The following is a 22,838-nucleotide window of genomic DNA, read 5'->3' as shown; positions in this document are numbered from 1 at the left end:
GTCGGGCGCGGTCAGGCATGCGCTTGCAGCGTCTTGCCGTCGGCGATGTTCTGGGCGACCTCGGCTTCCCAGCTCTGCACTGCGCGTTCGGTGTCGATCTCGAACTCGAACCGGTTGGTCATGTCGTCGGCGACGTCTTCGACGTCGACGTAGAACTGTTCGTACCAGCGGCGCAACTGATACACCGGACCGTCCTCCTCCGACAGCAGGGGATTGTCGATGGGCGCCTTGTTCTTCCAGATCTCGATGTCTTGCTCGAATCCCATCTCGACACCCTGGGCGAACTGTGCGGCCATGCCCGACGCCATCTCGTCGGACATGCCCTGCGGCTTCTTGACCATCGCGCCGTACTGCAGCACAAAGGAATTCGATGTCACCGGGTAGTGGCAGTTGATCAGAACCGTCTCGATGGTCATGCCCTGTGCCTCGCTCCACAGCCAATCGACCATGTACGACGGGCCGAAGTACGAGGCGTCGGACCGCAGCGTCGAGTTGGGGTCGTCGTAGTTCGTACCGACCTCGATGTCGTGGCGTGGGGTGGACCGCATGTACTGGGTCGCTACGTGACCCTCGAAGACGTTCTTGAAATACCGCGGGAACGCGTAATGCACGTAGAAGAAGTGCGCCATGTCCACCACGTTGTCGACGATCTCACGGCAGTGGGACCCCTCCACCACGATCGAGTTCCAAGTCCAGCCGGTCCACTCCGACGTGCCGAAGCCCTCGATCACCGGAATCGTCACGTCATCGGTGGGTTTGCTGCCCTGTGGGTCGTGCCAGACGAAGAGTTGGCCGTTGCGTTCCAGGGTCGGCCAGGAGCGTGTCTTGGCCACCGGCGGCACCCGCTTGGCGTAGGGGATATCGGTGCAGCGGCCATTGCCGCCCCATCGCCAGTCGTGGAATGGGCAGGCGATCGAGTTTCCCTTGACGGTGCCCAGCGCGAGGTTGCCGCCCATGTGGCGGCAGAACGCATCGAGGATGTGGACCTTTCCCGTCTCCTGCGCCTGGAACACCACGAGCGTGGTGCCGAATGCCTTCACCTCGTGCGGTTGGCCGTCGCGAAAGGTGTCGAGCAACCCGAGGCAGTGCCAACCCCGGGCGAAGCGGGTCGGCGCGGCCGCCGCTTCGATTGTTCTGAACTCCTCGGCATCCGAGGGGAATTGACCATTCGTCGTGTGACCCGGCATCGAGACCTCCAACTCTCCGGACGGACTGGTGTGACGGTGTCGATGGTCGTCGCGCCGGGGCGTTCGGGCGGTGCGGTCTCCCGTTCAGCGGTCGGCCTTTTCCGGCTTCCCGCTCAGTGGGTGCGAATTGCCGCCGCGAGGGGGACATCTGGTGGTATCGCTGAGGTAGTGACCACAGACGCCGGCGACACGAGCACGGCGATGCAGTGAGGAGAACCGTGATGCAGCGATACACAGGACGACGGGTGCTGATCACCGGTGGCGGATCCGGGATCGGTCAGGCGACGGTTCTCCGAATGCTCGACGAAGGTGCCGAGGTCGTCGCGGCCGACATCAGCGAGGCCGGCCTGGCCGACACCAAGAGCAAGGCGGGATCGTCAGCGACGCTGACGACGTTGGTGGTCAACGTCGCCGACGAAGAATCGGTTCGTACCGGAGTGGCTGCTGCGGTCGATGGTCTCGGCGGCCTCGACGTCCTGGTCAACGCGGCAGGAATCCTGCGGTCCGCGCACACCCACGAGTTGTCCCTGGAGCAGTTCGAGACCGTGATCCGGATAAACCTGACCGGCACGTTCCTGATGATCCGGGAGGCCATCCCGGCGTTGCGGCAGGGGTCGTCACCGGCGGTGGTCAACTTCAGTTCCACGTCCGCGGCGTTCGCACACCCGTACATGGCCGCGTACGCCGCCAGCAAAGGCGGCATCCAGGCGATGACGCACGCGTTGGCCTCCGAGTACGGGAAATCGGGGATCCGATTCAACGCCGTGCAGCCGGGATCGATCTCCTCGGGCATGACCGACGGCAGCGGCGTCAGCGGACAGAGCAGCGGGCCGGGTCTGCCGGACGACGCGGACTTCTCGCTGTTCCCCATGCCGCTGTTGGCCGGGGGTGGATTTGCGCCACCGGAAGCGGTGGCCGGAGTGGTCGCCATGCTCGCCAGCGAAGATGCGGCGTTCGTGACCGGTACCGAGGTGCGTATCGACGGCGGCTCGCACGCCTGACCCGGCGGCGTGTCGCAAATCTGCAACATGTTCTAAACTAGAACACGTTCACCCGACGGTGCCGGGAGCGTAGCGCGCGGGCCGAAGGCAACGTAGAAGGAGACGAAGTGGCGGTCGACCAGGCAATTCGTGAGCAGATCGCGGCTGATCTGTGGAACGCGGAGCAGACCGCGGTGGCGATCGACCGGCCGACCGACACTCATCCCGACCTCGATGTCGTCGACGCCTACGAGATCCAGCTGATCAACATCCGCAAGCGGCTCGACGCCGGTGCGAGGGTGGCCGGACACAAGGTCGGCCTGGCGTCCGAGGCGATGCAGAAGATGATGAACGTCGACGAGCCCGACTACGGTCATCTGCTCGACGAGATGCAGTACTTCGAGTCGACACCGATCGATGCCAAGAAGCTGTGCTTCCCGCGGGTCGAGGTCGAGGTGGGGTTCATCCTGGGTAAGGACCTGCCCGGCGCGGGCTGCACCAACAACGACGTCATCGACGCGGTGGAGTGGGTGGTGCCGTCGATCGAGCTGATCGATTCGCGCATCAAGGACTGGAAGATCACCCTCTGCGACACCATCGCGGACAACGCGTCGTCGTGTGGCTGGATTCTCGGTGAGCAGCGTGTCCCGATCAGCGAGATCGACACGGGGAACATCGACGCGGTGTTGCACCGTAACGGTGAGGTGATCGCCAAGGGCAACTCGTCGGCGGTGTTGGGTCACCCGTTGAACGCGGTGTCGTGGCTCGCGCGCAAGGTCGAGGGTTTCGGCGTGCGACTGCGCAAGGGTGACGTGATCCTGCCCGGAACCGCGACGCGGGCGATCGACATCAGTTCGGGCGACCACTTCGTCGCCGAATTCGAGGGCCTGGGCAGTGTGACCCTGGACTTCCACTGACCTACAACAACTTCGTCATCAATCTAGGAGGCGCACGTGGCAGCCAAGCTGACCGCAGCGATCATCGGGTCGGGCAACATCGGCACCGACCTGATGTACAAGCTGGAACGATCCGAGGTCATCGAGCCTCGCTGGATGGTGGGTATCGATGCCGATTCCGAGGGGATGAAGCGGGCCGCCGATCATGGTCTGATCACGATGAGTGGCGGGGCAGACGAACTGATGGGTTCCTCGGAGCGTCCCGACCTCATCTTCGAGGCGACCTCGGCGTACGTTCACCGTGAGTACGCGCCGAAGTATCAGGCGGCAGGGATCACCGCGGTGGACCTCACCCCGGCTGCGGTCGGGCCGGCAGTGGTCCCGCCGGCGAACCTCCGCGAGCATCTGGATGCGCCGAACACCAACATGATCACCTGTGGTGGGCAGGCCACCATCCCGATGGTGCATGCGGTGTCGTCCGTGGTGCCGGTGCCCTATGCCGAGATCGTCGCGTCTGTTGCGTCGGTGTCGGCGGGCCCGGGTACGCGCGCCAACATCGACGAGTTCACCGCGACCACGTCGAAGGGTGTCGAGACCATCGGCGGTGCCACGCGTGGCAAGGCGATCATCATCCTCAATCCGGCAGATCCGCCGATGATCATGCGTGACACCATCTTCTGCGCGATCCCGGAGGACGCGGACACCGATGCGATCGCGGAGTCGATCCACAAGCGGGAGAAGGAGATCCAGGCCTACGTGCCCGGTTACCGATTGCTGCAGGACCCGCAGTTCGATCCGCCGTCGGTGCTCAACGGCGGCCACGCGCGGGTCTCGATCTTTGTCGAGGTCGAGGGTGCGGGGGACTTCCTGCCGCCGTACGCCGGAAACCTGGACATCATGACCGCCGCCGCCACCAAGGTCGGCGAAGAGATCGCGAAGACCAAGTTGGGAGTTTCGGCATGACCGCAGCAGTTGACCTGATGGCGAACGCACGCAAGTACTCCGACACCCTGGACATCCGCATCACCGATTCGTCGTTGCGTGATGGCAGCCACCACAAGCGGCATCAGTTCACCGAGCAGGAGGTACGCGACATCGTCGCGGCGCTGGATGCCTCGGGTGTGCCGGTGATCGAGGTGACCCACGGTGACGGGCTGGGTGGGTCGTCGTTCAACTATGGATTCTCCAAAACGCCGGAGCAACAGTTGATCAAGGCGGCCGCCGAGACGGCGAAGCAGGCCAAGATCGCGTTCCTGATGCTGCCCGGTCTGGGGACCAAGGACGACATCCGGGCCGCGCAGGACAACGGCGGTCAGATCTGCCGGATCGCCACGCACTGCACCGAGGCCGACGTGTCGATCCAGCATTTCGGGCTGGCGCGTGATCTCGGGCTGGAGACGGTCGGGTTCCTGATGATGAGCCATTCGCAGCCGCCGGAGAAGTTGGCCGAGCAGGCCCGGATCATGGCCGACGCCGGTTGTCAGTGCGTGTACGTGGTGGACTCGGCGGGCGCGCTGGTGCTCGAAGATGTGACGGTCCGGGTGCAGGCGTTGCGTGCCGAACTCGGTGACGACGCGCAGATCGGTTTCCACGGCCACGAGAACCTCGACATCGCGGTGGCCAACTCCATCAACGCGATTCGTGCAGGGGCGCAGCAGATCGACGGCTCGATCCGTCGTTTCGGTGCCGGTGCGGGCAACACGCCGACGGAGGCGTTCGTGGGGGTGTGCGACAAGCTGGGCATCACGACCGGTGTGGACTTCATGAAGATCGCCGACGCCGCACAGGATGTGGTGCGTCCGGCGATGCCGTCGGAATGTCTGGTCGATCGTTCGGCGATGATGATGGGTTACGCCGGCTGCTACAGCTCGTTCCTCAAGCACGCCGAAGGGCATGCCGAGCGCTACAACGTGTCGGCGGCGGAGATCCTGTTGGAGGCCGGCAACCGCAAACTCGTCGGCGGGCAGGAAGATCAGCTCATTGATATCGCATTGGAGCTGAAGAAGAAGCAGGACGCGAACGCCGGGATCTGACCGGCCAAACTCTCAGCGAACGTCCGTGAACACGGTTGATTGGTCATCCGGGTACACGGACGTTCTGCGTTTGCTTACGGTGCAATGTAGGTGTGAGCAGACTGTCGACCGATCGGCATGGACTGCCCACTCCACAGTGTGATGCAGATCACTGGTTACTTGTGATCCAAGGTACACAAGGTATACCAAGTGAGCTAGATTACTGAGGTTCCTGCAGGACAGCGCCACGAGGACGTGGCGACCTTCACTCACACCTCCACACGCCTGACCAGGCGATCCCGCGTCAGGTACCACCCGTAAGGATGCCCATGTCTCTTGCGTCGGAACCCATTCATGCCAGAAGTAGCGCCGGCAGTGGGTGGACACCCAGGCTCGTTCTCTCGCTGTTCTCCATCGTGATGACCCTCGAGATCCTTGCGGTCAGTTACGCGATGGTCTCGGTGGCACTTCCGCAAATCGCTGCGCATTACCAAACCGCCCAGGGCGCATGGATGTTGACGGCCTTCCTGCTCGTCGGTGCGATCTCGGGGCCGATTCTCGGCAAGCTCGCCGACATGTATGGCAAGCGAAAGCTGTTGTTGATCGCGATGTCGCTTGCCGCAGTCGGATCACTGATCTGCGCGATCGCACCCAACTACTCGACGATGATCGTGGGCCGTGCACTCAGCGGCGTGCTCGCCCCGTGTGTCTTCCTCGGGTACTCGCTTGTTCGAGATGTCTTCCCGGAGAAGATCACTGCGGTGTCGGTCAGCATCATCACCAGCGGACTCGGTCTTGTCGCGGTGCCGTCTCCGTTCCTGTCGGGCTGGCTCATCGACAATTTCGGCTTCCGCAGCATCTTCTGGTTCTTCGTCATCGGCTTGATCACCTGCGGAGTCTTGATCATGGTGTCGACCACCGAGTCCGCTGTGCGGCTACGGTCTCGCCTCGACCTGGTCGGTGCAGCCCTCCTGGGCGGTGGAATCGCCGGTGTGCTCGTGGCAGTCAGCTTTGGGCCAACCTGGGGCTGGACCGACGGAGCAACCCTCGGCTATCTGGTTGCCGGTATCGCGTTGCTGGCCGCCTGGCTCTTCTCGGCGACGGTGATTCGCGAACCGCTGATCGAACTGGCGATTCTGCGCAATCGGGCGATCGGTCTCACCGCATTCGGTTCCGGTGTCGCATACGGTTGTAGCGCCTTGTTCTCGGTGCTGTTGCCGATGTTGGTCATGACGCCGGCCCTCCTGGGTCTGGGGTACGGCTTCGGGATCGATGCCGAAGCCTACGCATTGTTCATGGTTCCGAATGCGGCCTGCGTGGTCATCGGCGGCATCGTCGCGGGCAACCTGGTTGCGAGGGGGCTCCGGCCTCGACTGCTGATGATCTCCGGTCTCAGTCTCATGGCACTGGGCTTCCTGCTCGTCGGTGCGTCGCACAGCTCGAAGCCGATGCTCATGTTCTTCGCTGGAGTCGCGGGACTCGGTATGGGCTTTGCCTATTCATCGGTTCCGAACCTGCTGATAGAGGCGGTCCCGCCGCAGATGCAGGCCACCTCTGCCAGTGTTGTGAACGTCGCGCAGAATGTTGTCGCCGCAATTCTCCCGGTTGCCGTCTTTGCCGTGCTCAACAACTCCTACATGGCGCCGATCCCGAAGGAGATGGTGCATGGCGCCACGTTCTACACCGATGACGGATTCTCGGTCGCGTTCTGGATCGGCGCGGGTGTGTGCCTCTTCGGGGCCCTGGCGGCGATCCTGATCCCGCGTACCGTTCGACGGATCGACGGCCCGCCCGCCGATCTGGTTGACACCCACGACACGCACGTGGACACGTCACGGGTTGCGGGAGTTGCCAATGCCTGAACGTGGCCCCAGCTGATCGGTGCCGCGCAACACGCGAAGAGACCCCTGGTCCAGGCCGGGGGTCTCTTGACGTGTGTGTGCCGGGAAGCGTGCGAGATCGCGCCGCCTTTCGGGCCACTTTGAATATTGTTTGTACCGACCAGTTGGTCTAATATACTTTGTGATGTAGACCTCACCTTCTTTTCGAGACGGGAGTTCAGTGTGAAGGAAACACTCTGCCGCCGCGCGGCCTCGACGCATCGCCGGAGCGTGCGATGAAGACCGTCACGAGCGTCCTCGTCGTGGGCGCATCCGCTTCCGGCCTGTCGACAGTCGATGCGTTGCGCCGCAAGGGGTTCACGGGCAGCATCACCGTCATCGGCGATGAGCCGCACATGCCCTACGATCGTCCGCCGCTGTCCAAGCAGATCCTCGAGGGCGTGTGGACCCCAGACCGTGCCCAACTCCGCAGCGACGACATGATCGCCAAGCTCGACGCCGAGTTCGTACTCGGCGAGGAGGCGGTTGCGCTGGATGTGGCCGAGCGTCGGGTGACCTCTCGGTCGGGCCGCGAATTCGTTGCCGATGCCGTGGTGATCGCAACGGGGGTTCGGCCCCGCGAGCTGTCCGGACAGGCCGGGGTGGATGGGGTCTTCGTCATGCGAAGCCTCGAGGACTCGATGAACCTGCGCCGGCGGCTGCTCGATCAGCCGAAGGTCGTCGTGGTGGGTGAGGGCGTGTTGGGGGCAGAGGTATCTGCGACGGCGCGAAAGATGGGGGCCGAGGTGACGATGACCGGTCCGCAGCCACGCCCGATGTCACTGCAGATCGGAACCATGGCGTCGCAGGTGCTGGCCGATGTGCACACCGAGAACGGCGTCCGGCTGCGACTCGGTGTCGGTGTCGCCGAACTCGTGCACGAGGCAAACGTGGTGCGCGGTGTCCGGTTGGCGACCGGCGAGGTCCTCGAGGCCGAAGCTGTGGTGGTCTCCATCGGGTCTGTCCCGGCCACCGCGTGGTTGGCCGACAGCGGGCTCACGCTCGACAACGGTGTGGTCTGCAATTCGAACTGTGCAGCAGCGCAATCGATCTACGCAGTCGGCGATGTCTCCCGTTGGTACCACAATTCGCTTGGGCGCCACTTCAGGCTGGAGAACCGCACGAACGCCACAGATCAGTCCGCAGTGGTCGCCGATGACATCCTGGGCGTCGAGCATCACTACGAGCCGATTCCGTACTTCTGGACCGATCAGTTCGACGTCAAGATCCAGGTGCACGGTGCAATCAGCGCCGACGCCACGCCGCAGATCGTGGAAGGGGACATCTCGGCAAGACGATTCGTGGCGACCTACCGCACAGACGGCCGGGTGACCGGCGTCCTGGGTTGGAACATGCCCAAGCAGACCCGACTACATCGGCAGGACATCGTCGATGACCTCGAGCCGCAGTTCGCGTAACAGCCAATCAGTTCAGGAGGAAGCACATGAAAGTCACCATCGACGAAGTGAAATGTGTCGCGGCAGGGCAATGTGTGGCGGCGGCACCGGACGTGTTCGACCAGCGTGACGAGGACGGCATCGTGTTCCTGCTGGCGCAGGATCCGCCCGACGACGAGGCCGAGAACGTCCGGCAGGCAGCCGCGGTATGCCCCGCCATGGCCATCGTGGTCGAAGAATGACGATCGACGAACGACCACGGCCCCAGCGCACGTGATGACCACCGATCCCGACCGAAGGAGATGACCATGACCGAAGGAACAAGCGGAGCCACGTTGCCGGTGGAGTCCGACGATGTACCCGTCTATCCCACCCCCCGTGACGCCAAGTGCCCATTCCTGCCGGCTCCGGAAATCCGGGAGCTGCTCGCCGACGGTGTGGTGCTCTCGCGGGTGCGTACCTGGGATGGCCGCACTCCGTGGCTGGTGACATCGCATGCGGGGCAACGCACGATCATGTCCGACCCCCGAGTCAGTGCCAACGATCACCTCCCGGGTTTCCCGCATCCGACCCAGGCGCAAGCGGAGACCATTCACGAGCGTCCCAAGACGATCTTCGACTCGGACGGCCCGGAACATGCACGCCTGCGGCGTATGTTGACGAACTCGTTCACCCGCGGACGGATGGAGAAGATCCGCCCTGTCATTCAGCAGCAGACCGACGATCTGGTCGACGCGATGCTGGGCGGCCCGAACCCCGTCGACCTGGTTGAGGCATTGTCCTTGCCGTTGCCGTCGTTGATGATTTGCGAGCTCCTGGGTGTGCCGTACGAAGATCACGACTTCTTTCAGGAGCACGCGAAGGTTGCCAACGCGAGGGAGGTGACACCGGAGGAGAACGGGATCGCGATGCGCACGTTGGGTGGCTATGTCACAGAACTCATCGAGGCCAAGATGGCCAAGCCCGAAGAGGACGTCATCTCCGATCTCGCCCAGCGCGTCTCCAATGGCGACCTCGACCTTGCCGAGGCCTCGATGCTGGGGATGATCCTGTTGATCGCGGGACACGAGACCAGTGCCAACATGATCACCCTGGGCGCTGCCGTACTCCTGCAGAACCCTGATCAGCTCGCGCTGGTGCGCGACATGACCGAGCGTAAGCCGTTGGCCGCGACGGTGGAGGAACTGCTCCGATACCTGACGATTCCGCACCTCCTCGAGCGTCGGGTTGCGCTGGAGGACATCGAGTTCGAGGGAGAGGTGATCCGTGCTGGGGACGGCATCATTGCGCCGTTGCCGGCCGCCAACTTCGATCCCGCGGCTTTCCCGGAGCCGGAGAAGCTCGACGTCACGCGTGATGCGCGGCACCACCATGCGTTCGGCTGGGGTCCCCACCAGTGCATCGGTCAGCAGTTGGCGAGGATCGAGCTGGAGGTTGTCTTCGGCACCTTGTTCCGTCGCGTACCGAACCTGAGATTGGCCGCACCCTTCGAAACATTGCGATTCAAGGGGGATTCACTCGCCTACGGCATCTACGAACTACCGGTGGCCTGGTAGCGCCCACGGCGTACAGGAGGGCACACAACGCGCGGGGGACGAGATCTGATCTCGTCCCCCGCGCGTATGTGCCCGGACTGCTCGACCGTCGCGATGCAGGCGTCTGTCACTTCTGTTCGCGTAGTACTCGTTTCAATACCTTTCCCGAAGGAGTCCGGGGGAGAGCGTCGACAAAGACGATCTCGGCCGGCACTTTGTACTTGGCAAGGCGCGCCCGAACAAAGTCCTGCAGCGCCGCGGCAGTCAGGGAAGAGTTCGCCTTCCGCACCACATACGCCTTGGGGACCTCTCCCCACTTCGGGTGTGACACGCCGAGAACTGCCGCCTCGATCACATCGTCGTTCTCGTAGAGGACGCGTTCCACCTCCGGTGTAGCGATGTTCTCACCGCCGGAGACGATCATGTCCTTCTTGCGGTCTTCGATGAACAGGTAGCCGTCCGCGTCGATGCGCCCGATGTCGCCGGTGTGGAACCAGCCGTCGCGAATGGCTTTCGCGGTCGCCTCGGGATCCTTCCAGTAGCCGCGGGTGACCTTCGGGCCCTTGATGACGATCTCGCCGAGTTCGTCGGTGCCGGCGACGGACCCGTCATCGGCTACAACACGAATCTGTGTGTGTGGCATCGGTCTACCGACAGAACCGAGCTTCGTCCGCGAGTGTTGGGCGTCGTTGACGCAGTCCCCGGACACGGTCTCGGTCAAACCGTAGGCGTCGGCGAACCAGGTGGTGGGGAACACCTTGCTGATGTGCTCGTACAGCGGCTCCGGCATCTTCTCGCCGCCACCGGTGATGATGCGCAGCGACGCCATGTCGCGGGTGTGGACATCGGGTACGTGGAGCAGCGCGTTCATCATGGCGGGCGCGAGCCACACGACGCTGGGCCGCAGTGACTCGATCGCGGTGAGCACCGTGGTGGGCTCGAACTTGACCACGATGTGCAGGGTGCCGCCGGCGTGCAGAGTTGCCAGTCCCGGCAGGTCCATTCCGCCCACGTGATACATCGGACCACAGATGAGCGTCGAATCCTTCTCGGTCAGACCGAACTCGAGGATGTGGGCGAAGTTCTTCCACAGGAGATTCTCGTGCGAGATCTGAACGCCCTTGGGCCGCGACGTGGTGCCGGATGTGTACATGAGTCGTTGCAGTTCATCGGGATTGACGTCGACGAGCGAACACCGCGCTCCGTGGTACGGGGCCACCAGGTCGCGATAGGCCACCCATTCGGGACCGGCGGGTTCGTCGACCGTGACATGCAGCGACATCTCCGGCAGGTTGGCGCGCAGTTCATCGACAGCGGTGACGAACTCGTCCTCGGTGAGGATGGCGACGGCACCGGAGTGCTCGAGGATGAAACGCCATTCCTGCGGGGACAGACGATAATTCAACGGAACGATCGAGGCCCCGAGGCGGTTGGCCGCCATCATGATGTCGAGGTACTCGATGTGGTTGTACATCAACACGCCGATGATCTGCCCGCGTCGGATACCGTTGTCCGACAGAGCAGTCGCCAGCGCATTCACCCGGTCACGGAGCTCGGCGTGGGTGACGCGCCGATTGCCTTCGGTGACAGCGAGTGTGTCGGGTCTGACCTCGGCGTTGTGGTCGACGATGGATGCGAAGTTGTACATGGCCTACCTTGTCGTGCGTGGATTCGAGGTTACGCGAGGTCCGAACGTGCGTGATCGGCCAGCGCACGCAGGATCTGCTGGTATCGCGCTCGTGACATGCCGAACTCGACGAAGATCTCGTCGTCAGGTGGACCTCCGAACTTCGCCCATCGATGAGCGAACTTCAGCAGGTATGCGGCCTCCCGGGTGGACAAGACCACGCGGGGAGCGGTTGAACTGGTCATCGGTGCGACCTCCTGTGGGTCCGGCCCGGCTCAGGGCAGCGAGTATCCGCCGTCGACGACGATCGTCTGCCCGGTCATCCAACGGGAGTCGTCGCCGGCCAAGAACGTGACCGCCCCGACGATGTCGCCAGGGGTGCCCAACCCCATGGGGTGCTTGGCGTCCAGATCGGCCAGAACCTGCTCCGGCAGGTCGGCGTGAATTGCGGTGGGGAAGGTCCCCGGGGACACCGAGTTGATCCGCAGGCCTTCTTTCGCATACTCAAGTGCGGCAACGCGGGTCAGGTGCAGCACGCCGGCTTTGGACACACAGTAGGCGGACGCATAAGGCCATGCGGTCAGGCCACTGACGGATGCGATGTTGACGATCGAGACAGGGGCCTTCTTGCGGAGCACACGTGCAACGCCACGAATACCGTTGAAGGTTCCGTTCAGGTTCACCGCAAGGGTGCGATTCCAATCGTCGAACTCGAGATTGTGAATGCGTGCGTTGGGTGAGACGACACCTGCGGTGTTCACGTACACATCAAGTGCGCCGAACGTCTCGACCGTCTGCCGAACAGCGTCCTCCACGGCCGGCCCGTCGGTGACGTCGACAGCGATGCATTCGGCCTTCACCGAACTCGGCAGCGCTGCACGAGTGTGCTCGGCCGCGTGACGAGTCATGTCCACAAGAACGAGGTTCGCGATCGACTCATCGGCGAATCGTGATGCGATCGCCGCGCCCAGCGCCCCTCCGGCGCCGGTGATCAACGCTGTCTTGCCCTCGAGTTGCTCGCCCATGATTGCCTTCACCCCAAAGTCTGTCAGATGTCGGCCGTACCGCAATAGTTCGACCAGTCGGTACAAAAAAGTCTAACCGCTGCGCTTCGGTCAGTCGAGAGGTTCGGAAATTCTCGTCGTCGAATTCCGCGGAATGTTCTGCGCAGGTGGCCGTCCGGTCGGGTCAGGCGCCGACGGCGGCCTGTGCTCCCTCGTGGTGTGCCGCTACTTCACGTTCGACGGCATCGATGTCGAGACCTGGTGTCCCGAAGCCGCCGAACAGGGTGCGGCAGTAAGTGGTGGACAGCTCCTCTGCCGTCCAGCGGGTGGTTCCCGGTTTGAGCCACTGGTAGGTGTGGTTGTGCAGATTGAAGAACTGCAACATCGCCAGATGCGGATCCGAGTGCAGGAACTGCTCGTCGCGCATCGCTTCGACGATGATGCTCTCGATGATCATCTCGAACTCGTGGCGCCGGGCGAGGAACTTCTTCAGGTTCTTTCCGCTGAGATGGCGGTAGTCGTGCTCGTAGACCCAGATGTGATCGAGCCGGGCATAGATCATGTTGAGCAGGATCTCGGAGACGAGCCGAAGTCGCGCGGCTGCGGAGATGTCGACCGACTGGGCGGCGCGGGTCTCTTCCAGGAGTGGTTCGAGGACGCGATCCTGGATCTCGACAAGAAGATTCTCTTTGGACTTGATGTAGTAGTACAACGCACCCTTGGCCAGGCCGGTGACGTCGCCGAGCTCGGTGGTTCCGGTGGATGCATAGCCATTCTTGGCGAACAGGGCGGCCGCGGTGTCGATGATCTCCTGCTTCTTGGCCTCGTAGCCCTTGCTGTGGCCTGGTGGTCTGCCCATGATCTACTCCAGACTGTTCGGTCGTCCAAGACTAACCTGTGCGTGTCCGCCGAGACTGATGCGGCGCCGTCAGGGCGTGCGGAACGCGACGATGCCACGGCGCGCCTCGTCGGTGGCGAAGACCGCGGTCAACGCCGCAACATCCGCGGCCAGCGAGGCCTGTAGCGAGCTGTCGGTGGCACGATCGACCGACTCCTTCACGGCACGGATTGCCGGATGCGGCGCGGCTGACAACGTCTCGGCCAGTCCCTCGGCAGCGGCGAGTGCGCCGCGCGAGCCGGCCTGCCAGCCCAGGCCGAGGGCGTCGGCCTCCTCGGGCCGCACCCGGCGGCCGCTCATGATCAACTCCTTGGCACGCATGGCGCCGACGATGCGGGTCAACCGACTCATCCCACCCGCCCCGGGCACGATGCCGAGCGTCACCTCGGGCAAACCGACCGTCGCGGCTGCCGAGAAGAAGCGGAAGTCGGCGGCCAGCGCCAGTTCGAATCCTCCGCCGAGCGCGTGGCCGTTCACCGCCGCGATGACGGGGATGCCAAGGCGTGCGACCCGGTCGACAGCGCGCTCGAGACGCCGGTTCCACCAGCTCATCGCGTCGACGGAAAGATCGGCGATCTCATGGAGATCTGCGCCCGCCGCGAAGCACCGCCCTGCCCCGGTCAGGATCGCGACCCGAACATCTGCCCGCGTCTCGACCTCGGCAACGGCATCGTCGAGTTGGCCCACCAGCTGCGCGTTGAAAGCGTTCACCGGTGGCCGTGACAAAGTGAGACGGGCGACGCTTCCGACGATCTCGACGTGCACACAATCGGTCGTCGTATCGGATCCGGTCATCGCGCGGCAACCGGTGCAGGGTTGAGCGGATCGGGGTTCATCGCCCGTTCTACGGCTGCCTCGATCTCGTCATGCGAGGGCAACCAGAGCTGTTCGAGGTTGGGCGCATACGGTGCCGGGGACTGCATCGCGGCCACTCGCTCCACCGGTGCATCGAGGTGCCAGAAGCCCTCGCTGACTGCGCGAGCCGCGATCTCCGCGCCGACGCCGAAGTCGCGGGTCGCCTGATGGACCACAACCAGGCGGTTGGTCTTCTGCAACGAAGTCAGCACCGTCTCGAAATCGAGCGGCGAGACCGTCCGGAGGTCGATGACCTCTGCGTCTACGCCGCGATCGGCGAGACGGTCGGCAACCGCGAGGCAATCATGGACGTAGGACGAATACGAGACGAGAGTGACGTCGCTGCCCGGTCGACGGACGATGGCGCGACCGAGCGGGACCCGGTGATCCGTGGCGGGTTCGGGGCCCTTCATTCCGTAGAGCAGCCGATTCTCGATCACGATGACCGGATTGGGGTCGGCGATGGCGCTACGCAGGAGTCCGTAGGCATCAGCGGGCGTGGACGGCATCACCACCGTCAGCCCGGGGATGTGCGCGAGCAGTGCCTCGAGACTCTGGGAGTGCTGACTCCCGGACGATTTCCCGGCGGCGAACTGGGTCCGGATCACCAACGGCAGCGACGCGTTGCCGCCGGTCATGAAGCGCATCTTGGCTGCCTGGTTCATGATCTGGTCCAGGCACACGCCGATGAAATCCAGGTACATGATCTCGACGACGGGTTTCATGCCTGCCATCGCGGCACCCACGGCGGTGCCGATGATGGCGCTCTCGGAGATGGGCGTGTCACGGACACGTCCCGGGAATCGCTCGGCCAATCCGCGGGTGAGACCGAAGACGTTGCCGCCCGCCCCGACGTCGATGCCGGCGACGAACACGCGGTCGTCGTCTTCGAGTTCTCGCGTCAGCGCGTTGGTGATCGCGTGCATCATCTTCAGCTGGCCGACGGCGGGCCGCAGCGGTTCGGCGATCGTAGGGCGTGGTGCGTAGACGTCCGCCAGCACAGTGGCCGGGTCGGGATACGGTGCATTCGTTGCCTCGACGACCGCTTTGTCCAGGCTCTCGGCGATCTCGGCATCAATCGTGTCGACACGGATCCCGAGTTCTCGATGTCGGAGTTGATCGCCCAGCAACGTGATCGGGTCACGCCTCTGCCACTCGGCAATCTCGTCGGCGTCGCGATACTTCTGCGGGTCCCCTTCGTAGTGACCATGCCACCGGTAGGTCGACGCATCGACGATAACCGGACCGCAGGCGCCGTTGCGGATGTCGTCGACCAGTCGGGTCTGGAGATCGACCACGGCGAGGACGTTGTTGCCGTCGACCTCGGCATATCCGACGCCATAGCCGGCAGCACGCGCACGCAGGTCGGCGCGGTGTTGATCGGACGCCGGCGAGAACTCGGCGTACCCGTTGTTCTCGCAGAAGAAGATGATCGGCAGATCCCAGACCGCGGCGAGGTTGACCGACTCGTGGAAGACACCCTGCGCGACTGCGCCGTCTCCGAAGAAGGCCACCACCACCGATCCGTCCCGGCGAAGAGTCGCCGCGGTCCCGGCCCCGACGGCGATCGGCAATCCTGCGCCGACGATCCCGTTGGCCCCGAAGATGCCACGGCGCGGGTCCGCGATGTGCATCGAGCCACCGCGGCCTTTGCAGGTGCCGGTCTCCTTGCCCATGAGCTCGGCGAACATCGGTCCGACCTCGAGGCCCTTGGCGATGCAATGCCCGTGGCCGCGATGCGTCGACGTGATCACGTCGGAGTCCGACAGTGGCCAGCACGCACCGACCGCGGTTGCCTCCTGACCGATGGAGAGATGCAGAAACCCAGGAATCTTGCTGTCACGGTAGAGGGTTGACGCGCGCTGCTCGAACTGGCGGATGGTCTGCATCCGTCGGTAGAGCTCGATCTGCTGATCCTCGGTGAGTGTGCGGCGTGCGGTGGCGGCCGGCGATGTTTCGGTGGTCATGGATGTGTTCCAACTCTCCGATCTGGCGTCGGCGTTGACTGTTGTCGACGTCTGGAGCAATATTATACCGACTGGTCGAAAAAACTAAAGGATGAGTGAGTGGCTGCCGCGCCACTGGTCATACCGCCGAGAGAGGGACGACGATGGACTTTTCCCTGCCCGAAGACGCGCGACAACTGCAGAAGCTCTGTCTTGATTTCGGTGAGAAGGAGATCGAGCCGTACGCACAGGAGTGGTCGGAGGAGGAGCGCTTCCCGACCGACACGTTTCTGAAACTGGGTCAGCTCGATCTGGCCGGGCTGCTGATCCCCGAGGAGTACGGCGGCGCCGACGTCGGATACGTCGCCTACGTCGCCGCGATGGAGGCACTCGGCGCGGCGGACCAATCGTTTGCGGCTGCCTGGAACGCTCATTCGACGATCGCCTCACTGCCATTGCTCGCCTACGGCACCGAAGAGCAGAAGCAGCGCTGGCTGCGCCCCCTCGCGCGGGGTGAGGCGATCGGAGCATTCGGGCTGACCGAGCCGGCGGCGGGTTCGGATGCATCCGCGGTGCGCACACATGCGAGACCGGTAAGTGGGGGCTGGGTGCTCAACGGCACCAAGATGTTCATCACCAACGCCGGTACCGATATCACCCTGGGTGTCACGGTGTTGGCCTCCACATCGCGGGGGTCGGAGGGGCGCAAGCGATTCGGCACGTTCTTCGTACCCTCGGGCACGTCCGGATTCACTGTCGGTCGCAAGCTGCGCAAACTCGGATGGCATGCGATGGACACCCGGGAGCTCATCTTCGAAGACTGCTTCATTCCCGACGAGAACCTGATCGGAGAGGAGGGCGAGGGCCTGCGGCAGTTCCTGGCAGTTCTCGATGGCGGACGGATAAGCGTTGCGGCACTGTCACTGTCGCTTGCGAGCCGGGCCTTGGAACTCGGGATCGGCTATGTCCGCGAACGTGAGCAGTTCGGCAAGACTCTGAGTGAGTTCCAGGCGGTCCAGCACAGCGTCGCAACGATGGCCACCGAGGTCGATGCCGCGCGAATGTTGGTGTACCGGGCCGCGTGGCTCGCCGACAACGGAGAGGACTTCAGCGAGGCCGCGGCGATGGCGAAACTCTATGCGTCGGAAGTGGCGAATCGGGTGGCCAGCGCGAGCGTGCAGGTGCACGGGGGCTACGGATACATTCGGGAGTCGACGATCTCGCGATTCTATGCCGATGCGAAGGTGCTCGAGATCGGTGAGGGCACCAACGAGATCCAGCGCAACGTGATCGCTCGGACGGTTTTGCGCCGCAACGTCCGTGGGTGACAGATGGAGGGTGTCTTCCGCTGGGAAGACACCCTCCATCGCGATAGGTGGTGTGGTGGAAGTAGATCCTTGTCAGAAGAGGTAACGCCCACCGTTGACGCTCAGTGTCTGGCCGGTGACATAGGCCGCCTCGTCCGATGCCAGATAAGCCACGGCGTGCGCGACATCGGCAGGTTGTCCGGCACGTTTCATGGGCATCATGGTGGCGACCTGTTCCACGTCGACCGGTCCTTCTCGCACGAGCGGGGTGTCGACGAAGCCCGGTGGGACATGGTTCACCGTGATGCCCTTGTCGGCGAACTCCATTGCAAGGGCCTTGGTGAAGCCGATGACCCCACCCTTGGAGGCGGCATAATGTGCCATCGCCGGTGCACCTGTCTGGGCGGACGAGGACGAGATGTTGACGATCCGGCCCTTGCCGTCGTCGAGCATCTCGGCGATGAACTCCTGGGTGACCAGGAACGTGCCTTTGAGGTTCACCTGGATCATCCGATCCCACGCGTCCTCGGTCATGGTGGCGAACGGCTCGTAGGCGGTGATGCCGGCATTGTTCACCACTATGTTCACCGACCCGACTGCTGCGCGGGTTCGCGTCGCGGCCTCCGCAATCGAGTCGCGGTCCGCGATATCGGCCTCGAGAGCGATTGCGGTCCCGCCATTCTCACGGATCTCGGCAGCGGTGGCATCGGCACCCTCTTTGTTGAGGTCCCAGATCGCCACGGTTGCGCCTTTGGCGGCGAGGACGGTGGCGATGGCCTGACCGATCCCGCGGCCTCCGCCGGTCACGACGGCCACCTTGCCTTCCAGCGACATCGTTGATCTCCTTCGATCGATTGGTGGTGATGCGCGAGGTGTGCGACTACGAGTCGAGGGCCGCTCGTGCCGCATTGCGTGCCGCCGTGGCGGCTGGGAATCCGGTGTAACCGGCTGCGTGGTAGATGAGTTCGGAGATCTCATCGTCGGTGAGCCCGTTGGTCCGCCCGATCGCGAAATGCGTACGCATCTCGGATTCGGCGCCCAGCGCGATGAGGATGCTGAGCGTCACCAGGCTGCGGTCCCGAGGACTCAGGCCTTCGCGGTCCCACAACGATCCCCACACGCTGGTGAGTCCGATTTCGAGAAGGTCATCGGCGATCCCGCCGTCCCGCAGGTCGATATCGCCGTCCGGGAAAACCCCGGGAAGTGCTCGTCGCATGGCGTCGAGACCGCGCGCCCGTAGATCCTCGGTTGTCAATGTCGTCTCCAATCGGGTTGCGCTGACCGGATTCGAACATTAGACCAATCGGTCGGTACAAGCAAGGAGTTCTGATGCTCGCTCTCGGAAATCGGTGCTCTGATGGCCCTGATTTGCCGAAAGACGTTGATCTATGTCACAGCAGACCTTACGCTGTCACAGTTAGTTCGACTGAGTGGTCGAACAAATTTCGACGGCGGGCGTGCCGCGAGAATCCAGAGATGGGAGCACAGATGACCGAGAATTCCGGTCCCGAGTACGACGTCGTGATCATTGGTGCCGGCGTGACCGGCATCTACCAGCTGTATCGGGCCCTGGATGCTGGATTCAGTGCGCGACTACTGGAAGCGGGTGACGGTGTGGGGGGTACGTGGTTCTGGAACCGCTACCCCGAAGCTCGATTCGACTCCGAGAGCTACACATACGGCTACCTGTTCTCGAAGGAGTTGTGGGAGGAATGGGAGTGGTCGGAGCGTTTCGCCGGCCAGCCCGAGATCGAGCGATACTTCAACTACGTGGTTGACCGCTTCGATCTGCGCAAGCACATCGAGTTCGCGACCACGGTGACCGCTGCGGAGTTCGACGAGAACCGCGGGACATGGGAGATCACCGACGGTCAAGGAGGCTCGCGCACAGCTCAATTCGTGGTGGCGGCGACCGGCATCCTCTCGGTGCCGTTCATCCCGGACATCCCGGGACGCGACGACTTCGTGGGCGAACAACACCACACGGGTCTGTGGCCGCACGACCCGGTGGAATTCGCCGGCAAACGGGTCGCGCTGATCGGCACCGGATCGAGCGGTGTGCAGATCGTCCCGGCCATCGCCGATACCGTCGAGTCGCTCACTGTCTTCCAGCGCACGCCGGACTGGTGCACCCCGCTGAACAACGCTCCGATCACCGCCGAGGAACAGGCGGAGTTGAAAGCGAACTTCGAGTCCATTCGGGAGATCCTCAACACATCGCCGAGTGGCTTCCTGCACGAGATGGACTACCGCCAGTCCGGCGAGGACACGAAGGAACAGCGTCTGGCGTTCTACGAGCAACTCTGGGACCGCCCGGGATTCTCGAAGCTCACGCAGAACTACATCGACATTACTTTCAATCCGGAGGTCAACAAGGAGTTCTGCGAGTTCCTCGAGGGCAAGATTCGGGCGCTGATCGACGATCAGTCGTTGGCAGACAAGCTCATTCCGTCCGATCATCTCTACGCCGGACGTCGGCCTCCGTTCGGCACCCGGTACTACGAGGCGTACAACAAGCCCAATGTTCACCTGGTATCGCTGCGCGAGACACCGATCACCCGGCTCACCCGAGGCGGCATCGAGACGGCCGACGGGGAGCGCGAGTTCGACATCATCATCTGGGCGACCGGATACGACTTCGGTACCGGTGCGCTCAATCGGCTCGGCGTGCAGGGGCGCAACGGCCTGCAGTTGCACGACTACTGGAAGGACGGTCCGCGGACCTATCTTGGTGTCGCAGCTGCGGGGTTTCCCAACTTCTTCTTCCCCGGAGGCCCGCACGGCGCACTGGGAAACAACCCGCGCTACGCAGGCGATCAGGTCGATTTCGTGATGGACGTGCTCGAACATGTCCGTGGCGGGGCGAGCGCAGTCGTCGAGGTTGATCCTGCGGCGGAAGAGGAGTGGACCGCCACCATCGACGGGAGCGGCGATCTGTCGTCGTTCCTGGAGAGCAGCTACTTCTATGGATCCAACATCCCCGGCAAGCCGGTCAAGCAGTTACTGAATCCCACCGGCCGGCCGAACCTGCAAACCCTTATCCGGGAAGCGATCGACGGTGGTTACGCGACGTTCATCGTGTCGGATGTGTCCGAGGCGGTGACCGACGCCTGAGTCGGTTCACATCATCTACGTGCCGGACGACCAAGGGCCTCGCCGAGTCGGCGAGGCCCTTGGCGTCTGGCTTGGAAAGCGTTTGTTCACATCACATATGAGGTGGCACGGCGATGGAATCGCCATCGGCCGTCGGCCTCGTCGAGGTGCAGGTCATCGTCGTAATGGCCGGCGACCACAGCCGCCCAGCCGGCGTCACCGCGTGCCAGGAACAGGAAATCGCTCGAGGCGCGTGCCTCGCCGGTGCCGAGTGGGGTCACGACCACGTTGGAGACCAGGTGGCGCTGTGGAGAGGTCGGCGCCAGACGCGCGTAGCCGGCGCGGATCTCCTCGCGGCCCTCGTATCGACCGACCGCACTGATGTCGGATATTCCGTCGATACAGAAGAGGGCGGCGACGTCGTCGGCCCGCCCGTCGTCGAGCGCGTGCGCATACTCGGCGATCGTGTTGTGGACACCGTAGATGGTGTCCGCGTTGGAAGACTCGCTCATGTCAGGTCCTTCTGGGTCGTGGTTGCGATGTCACATCTGGTAGGTGGTGGAACGGCGCGAGATCTGCCATGCGTCGTCGACGAGTACGAAGGTGTCGTCGTACCGACCGACGATGAGGGGCGTCCACCCCGCGTCTGTGCGCTGAAAGAACACGACATCGCTGATCGCTCGAACGGTGTCTCCGGCAACGCTGACCGCCGTGTTGCCGACCAGGTGTTTCTGCGGGGTGGTGGGTGCCCAGCCCGCGAAGGCCTCACGGACCGCCGCCCGGCCGACGATGGCATCCCCGCCCGGTACCTCGAGGACTGCTTCGTCCGCATACAGTGCGGCTACCGCATCGGTCTGGCCGGCGTCCTGCGCCTGGGTGTGTGCTCCGATGACCGACCGCACGGCAGCGGCAACCTCGGCGTGAGTCTGTGTGATCACGACGCCCCTTTCGAGAGATGTAGAAGATAGTTGTTCCGACCGATCAGTCTACGGCGCTGTCGGATCGGGCGAAAGCGAATTTGCGAGATTCGGCAAGGTATTTCACGGAGGTCTGACCAGAAGTCCGGGCGAGAATAATTGACCGGTCGGTACATTCTAACGTAGGGTGTGTGACACCAGTCACCGGAGACTGCGGAGATGAGGAGGAGAACTGTGGCCAAACGGTGGAAGCAGCGCCCGGAGAACTCGACCTGGGGCGACTGGGGCGAAGACGACGAGCTCGGCCGAATCAACCTGCTCACGCCCGAGAAGGTGCTGCAGGGCATCCGCGAAGTGCAGACCGGCCAGACCTTCAGTCTGAGTCTCCCGCTGGACTACCCGGGTGGCACCTCGCTGAACCAACGGCGGTACCCGCCGATCCTCAAGCCGACCGAGGATCTGCAGTACAACCAGGACACGTTCTTCAACGTGGTCGCGCGAGACGCGATCGATCCGTCGTTGATCGACGTGTGGGGCGACGATCAGGTCACCCTGTGGCTCCAGTACTCGACGCAGTGGGATGCGCTTGCGCACCAGGGCGCGCTGTTCGACGCAGACGGTGACGGCGAAGCGGAGCCGGTCTACTACAACGGGTTTCGTCCGGGCGATCACATCATCGGTCCACAGGAGGACGCCAAGGGCGACGGTAGCGGAAGTGTCAGCTTCAACAAGCATCTCGGCCTGGAGCACATGGCCGAGCACGGTGTCCAGGGTCGGGGCGTGCTGATCGACGTGCGTCGCCACCTGGGTGATGATTGGCAGCCGGTCAACCTGGCGACGCTGAAGGACATCATGGCCGCCGACAACGTGGTCGTCGAGCCGGGGGACATGCTGCTGATCCATACTGGCTTTGCCACTCAGATCCTGGAATGGGAGCGCAATCCCGATCCCGAGAAGATCCAGGCGATGCACGCCTACCTCGACGCGAGTGACGACGACCTCCTGCAGTGGATCATCGACTCGCAGATCTCCGCGCTGGTCGCCGACAACTATGCGGTCGAGGGCTGGGCGCCGCAGAGCGCCGAGCCGCATACGCTTCTCCCGATCCACAATCTGTGTCTGTTCCGGCTCGGCGTTCCACTCGGCGAACTGTGGTACCTCAACGACCTGGCGAAGTGGCTGCACGAGAACGGGCGCAGCCGATTCCTTCTCACCGCGCCGCCGTTGAACCTTCCGGGCGTCATGGGATGCCCCCTCACTCCGATCGCCACAGTGTGATCGGCTGATCACCAAGACCGCAGGGC

22 protein-coding genes are annotated in these 22,838 nt (G+C 63.6%); 11 read left to right on the top strand and 11 right to left on the bottom strand.

Annotated features, from left to right (window positions below; all coding sequences use genetic code 11):
- Positions 1-11: 11 nt before the first annotated feature.
- Entirely contained in the window at positions 12-1,187 is a 1,176-nt protein-coding gene (locus D7316_RS12635) for a Rieske 2Fe-2S domain-containing protein (protein ID WP_124708557.1), read from the bottom strand.
- 221 nt (positions 1,188-1,408) lie between these two features.
- Here D7316_RS12635 and D7316_RS12630 point away from each other — a divergent pair, with 221 nt between their 5' ends.
- The 8 genes from D7316_RS12630 (at position 1,409) to D7316_RS12595 (ending at position 9,908) form a co-directional block, all read left to right on the top strand.
- On the top strand, positions 1,409-2,188 hold the full coding sequence (locus D7316_RS12630; protein ID WP_124708556.1) for an SDR family NAD(P)-dependent oxidoreductase: 780 nt from the start codon (positions 1,409-1,411) through the stop codon (positions 2,186-2,188).
- 107 nt (positions 2,189-2,295) lie between these two features.
- Positions 2,296-3,084 (top strand): 2-keto-4-pentenoate hydratase, encoded by a 789-nt coding sequence (locus D7316_RS12625; RefSeq protein WP_124708555.1) that lies wholly within the window; start codon positions 2,296-2,298, stop codon positions 3,082-3,084.
- A gap of 36 nt (positions 3,085-3,120) precedes the next feature.
- The gene (locus D7316_RS12620) at positions 3,121-4,026 is read left to right on the top strand and encodes an acetaldehyde dehydrogenase (acetylating) (protein WP_124708554.1); all 906 of its coding nucleotides are present in this window, start codon (positions 3,121-3,123) and stop codon (positions 4,024-4,026) included.
- Entirely contained in the window at positions 4,023-5,096 is a 1,074-nt protein-coding gene (gene dmpG, locus D7316_RS12615) for a 4-hydroxy-2-oxovalerate aldolase (RefSeq protein ID WP_124708553.1), read from the top strand. The genes D7316_RS12620 and dmpG overlap by 4 nt, the downstream gene beginning before the upstream one ends.
- Before the next feature lie 308 nt (positions 5,097-5,404).
- Positions 5,405-6,937: an MFS transporter gene (locus D7316_RS12610; protein ID WP_197718233.1), complete on the top strand. Its 1,533-nt coding sequence runs from the start codon at positions 5,405-5,407 to the stop codon at positions 6,935-6,937.
- Between the two features lie 254 nt (positions 6,938-7,191).
- Positions 7,192-8,373, top strand: coding sequence for an NAD(P)/FAD-dependent oxidoreductase (locus D7316_RS12605; protein WP_124708551.1), 1,182 nt, complete (start codon positions 7,192-7,194; stop codon positions 8,371-8,373).
- Positions 8,374-8,399: 26 nt separating this feature from the next.
- The gene (locus D7316_RS12600) at positions 8,400-8,594 is read left to right on the top strand and encodes a ferredoxin (RefSeq protein ID WP_124708550.1); all 195 of its coding nucleotides are present in this window, start codon (positions 8,400-8,402) and stop codon (positions 8,592-8,594) included.
- Positions 8,595-8,660: 66 nt separating this feature from the next.
- On the top strand, positions 8,661-9,908 hold the full coding sequence (locus D7316_RS12595; RefSeq protein ID WP_124708549.1) for a cytochrome P450: 1,248 nt from the start codon (positions 8,661-8,663) through the stop codon (positions 9,906-9,908).
- A gap of 106 nt (positions 9,909-10,014) precedes the next feature.
- Here D7316_RS12595 and D7316_RS12590 read toward each other — a convergent pair whose 3' ends face one another.
- The 6 genes from D7316_RS12590 to D7316_RS12565 form a co-directional block, all read right to left on the bottom strand.
- Positions 10,015-11,535 (bottom strand): acyl-CoA synthetase, encoded by a 1,521-nt coding sequence (locus D7316_RS12590; RefSeq protein ID WP_124708548.1) that lies wholly within the window; start codon positions 11,533-11,535, stop codon positions 10,015-10,017.
- A 29-nt stretch (positions 11,536-11,564) separates the two neighbouring features.
- Positions 11,565-11,759, bottom strand: a complete 195-nt coding sequence (locus D7316_RS12585; protein WP_124708547.1) for a DUF3263 domain-containing protein — start codon at positions 11,757-11,759, stop codon at positions 11,565-11,567.
- A gap of 30 nt (positions 11,760-11,789) precedes the next feature.
- Complete coding sequence (locus tag D7316_RS12580) at positions 11,790-12,551, bottom strand: SDR family NAD(P)-dependent oxidoreductase (protein ID WP_197718232.1); 762 nt, start codon at positions 12,549-12,551, stop codon at positions 11,790-11,792.
- Between the two features lie 151 nt (positions 12,552-12,702).
- Positions 12,703-13,377 (bottom strand): TetR/AcrR family transcriptional regulator, encoded by a 675-nt coding sequence (locus D7316_RS12575; protein ID WP_124708546.1) that lies wholly within the window; start codon positions 13,375-13,377, stop codon positions 12,703-12,705.
- Positions 13,378-13,446: 69 nt separating this feature from the next.
- Positions 13,447-14,211: an enoyl-CoA hydratase/isomerase family protein gene (locus D7316_RS12570; RefSeq protein ID WP_124708545.1), complete on the bottom strand. Its 765-nt coding sequence runs from the start codon at positions 14,209-14,211 to the stop codon at positions 13,447-13,449.
- On the bottom strand, positions 14,208-16,238 hold the full coding sequence (locus D7316_RS12565) for an alpha-ketoacid dehydrogenase subunit alpha/beta (protein ID WP_124708544.1): 2,031 nt from the start codon (positions 16,236-16,238) through the stop codon (positions 14,208-14,210). Before D7316_RS12565 ends, D7316_RS12570 begins: the two co-directional genes overlap by 4 nt.
- A gap of 143 nt (positions 16,239-16,381) precedes the next feature.
- Between D7316_RS12565 and D7316_RS12560 the strand changes: the two genes are divergently transcribed.
- Entirely contained in the window at positions 16,382-17,545 is a 1,164-nt protein-coding gene (locus tag D7316_RS12560) for an acyl-CoA dehydrogenase family protein (protein WP_124708543.1), read from the top strand.
- Between the two features lie 72 nt (positions 17,546-17,617).
- Here the strand turns inward: D7316_RS12560 and D7316_RS12555 are convergent, their stop codons facing one another.
- Both D7316_RS12555 and D7316_RS12550 read right to left on the bottom strand, forming a co-directional pair.
- Complete coding sequence (locus D7316_RS12555) at positions 17,618-18,358, bottom strand: SDR family oxidoreductase (protein WP_124708542.1); 741 nt, start codon at positions 18,356-18,358, stop codon at positions 17,618-17,620.
- A gap of 46 nt (positions 18,359-18,404) precedes the next feature.
- Positions 18,405-18,779, bottom strand: a complete 375-nt coding sequence (locus tag D7316_RS12550; RefSeq protein ID WP_408610003.1) for a carboxymuconolactone decarboxylase family protein — start codon at positions 18,777-18,779, stop codon at positions 18,405-18,407.
- Between the two features lie 233 nt (positions 18,780-19,012).
- Here D7316_RS12550 and D7316_RS12545 point away from each other — a divergent pair, with 233 nt between their 5' ends.
- Positions 19,013-20,638: a flavin-containing monooxygenase gene (locus tag D7316_RS12545; RefSeq protein ID WP_124708541.1), complete on the top strand. Its 1,626-nt coding sequence runs from the start codon at positions 19,013-19,015 to the stop codon at positions 20,636-20,638.
- An 86-nt stretch (positions 20,639-20,724) separates the two neighbouring features.
- On the opposite strand, the gene D7316_RS12540 is transcribed toward D7316_RS12545, so the two are convergent.
- Together D7316_RS12540 and D7316_RS12535 are read right to left on the bottom strand one after the other, a co-directional pair.
- Positions 20,725-21,129: a nuclear transport factor 2 family protein gene (locus tag D7316_RS12540; protein ID WP_124708540.1), complete on the bottom strand. Its 405-nt coding sequence runs from the start codon at positions 21,127-21,129 to the stop codon at positions 20,725-20,727.
- A 30-nt stretch (positions 21,130-21,159) separates the two neighbouring features.
- Entirely contained in the window at positions 21,160-21,555 is a 396-nt protein-coding gene (locus tag D7316_RS12535) for a nuclear transport factor 2 family protein (RefSeq protein ID WP_124708539.1), read from the bottom strand.
- 198 nt (positions 21,556-21,753) lie between these two features.
- Between D7316_RS12535 and D7316_RS12530 the strand changes: the two genes are divergently transcribed.
- Positions 21,754-22,812 (top strand): cyclase family protein, encoded by a 1,059-nt coding sequence (locus tag D7316_RS12530; protein ID WP_197718231.1) that lies wholly within the window; start codon positions 21,754-21,756, stop codon positions 22,810-22,812.
- The last annotated feature ends 26 nt before the right edge of the window (positions 22,813-22,838 follow it).

It is taken from the genome of Gordonia insulae, from assembly GCF_003855095.1.
Lineage (GTDB): Bacteria > Actinomycetota > Actinomycetes > Mycobacteriales > Mycobacteriaceae > Gordonia > Gordonia insulae.
The sequence above is the reverse complement of the archived record's forward strand: the minus strand, read 5'-3'. Positions and strand labels throughout refer to the sequence as shown.

Excerpts from the sequence above, each read along its gene's own strand:
- D7316_RS12635 (WP_124708557.1), bottom strand. The coding sequence starts at position 1,187 with ATGCCGGGTCACACGACGAATGGTCAATTCCCCTCGGATGCCGAGGAG.
- D7316_RS12630 (WP_124708556.1), top strand. The coding sequence starts at position 1,409 with ATGCAGCGATACACAGGACGACGGGTGCTGATCACCGGTGGCGGATCC.
- dmpG (WP_124708553.1), top strand. The coding sequence starts at position 4,023 with ATGACCGCAGCAGTTGACCTGATGGCGAACGCACGCAAGTACTCCGAC.
- D7316_RS12610 (WP_197718233.1), top strand. The coding sequence starts at position 5,405 with ATGTCTCTTGCGTCGGAACCCATTCATGCCAGAAGTAGCGCCGGCAGT.
- D7316_RS12605 (WP_124708551.1), top strand. The coding sequence starts at position 7,192 with ATGAAGACCGTCACGAGCGTCCTCGTCGTGGGCGCATCCGCTTCCGGC.
- D7316_RS12600 (WP_124708550.1), top strand. The coding sequence starts at position 8,400 with ATGAAAGTCACCATCGACGAAGTGAAATGTGTCGCGGCAGGGCAATGT.
- D7316_RS12595 (WP_124708549.1), top strand. The coding sequence starts at position 8,661 with ATGACCGAAGGAACAAGCGGAGCCACGTTGCCGGTGGAGTCCGACGAT.
- D7316_RS12590 (WP_124708548.1), bottom strand. The coding sequence starts at position 11,535 with ATGTACAACTTCGCATCCATCGTCGACCACAACGCCGAGGTCAGACCC.
- D7316_RS12585 (WP_124708547.1), bottom strand. The coding sequence starts at position 11,759 with ATGACCAGTTCAACCGCTCCCCGCGTGGTCTTGTCCACCCGGGAGGCC.
- D7316_RS12575 (WP_124708546.1), bottom strand. The coding sequence starts at position 13,377 with ATGGGCAGACCACCAGGCCACAGCAAGGGCTACGAGGCCAAGAAGCAG.
- D7316_RS12570 (WP_124708545.1), bottom strand. The coding sequence starts at position 14,211 with ATGACCGGATCCGATACGACGACCGATTGTGTGCACGTCGAGATCGTC.
- D7316_RS12565 (WP_124708544.1), bottom strand. The coding sequence starts at position 16,238 with ATGACCACCGAAACATCGCCGGCCGCCACCGCACGCCGCACACTCACC.
- D7316_RS12560 (WP_124708543.1), top strand. The coding sequence starts at position 16,382 with ATGGACTTTTCCCTGCCCGAAGACGCGCGACAACTGCAGAAGCTCTGT.
- D7316_RS12555 (WP_124708542.1), bottom strand. The coding sequence starts at position 18,358 with ATGTCGCTGGAAGGCAAGGTGGCCGTCGTGACCGGCGGAGGCCGCGGG.
- D7316_RS12545 (WP_124708541.1), top strand. The coding sequence starts at position 19,013 with ATGACCGAGAATTCCGGTCCCGAGTACGACGTCGTGATCATTGGTGCC.
- D7316_RS12540 (WP_124708540.1), bottom strand. The coding sequence starts at position 21,129 with ATGAGCGAGTCTTCCAACGCGGACACCATCTACGGTGTCCACAACACG.
- D7316_RS12530 (WP_197718231.1), top strand. The coding sequence starts at position 21,754 with ATGAGGAGGAGAACTGTGGCCAAACGGTGGAAGCAGCGCCCGGAGAAC.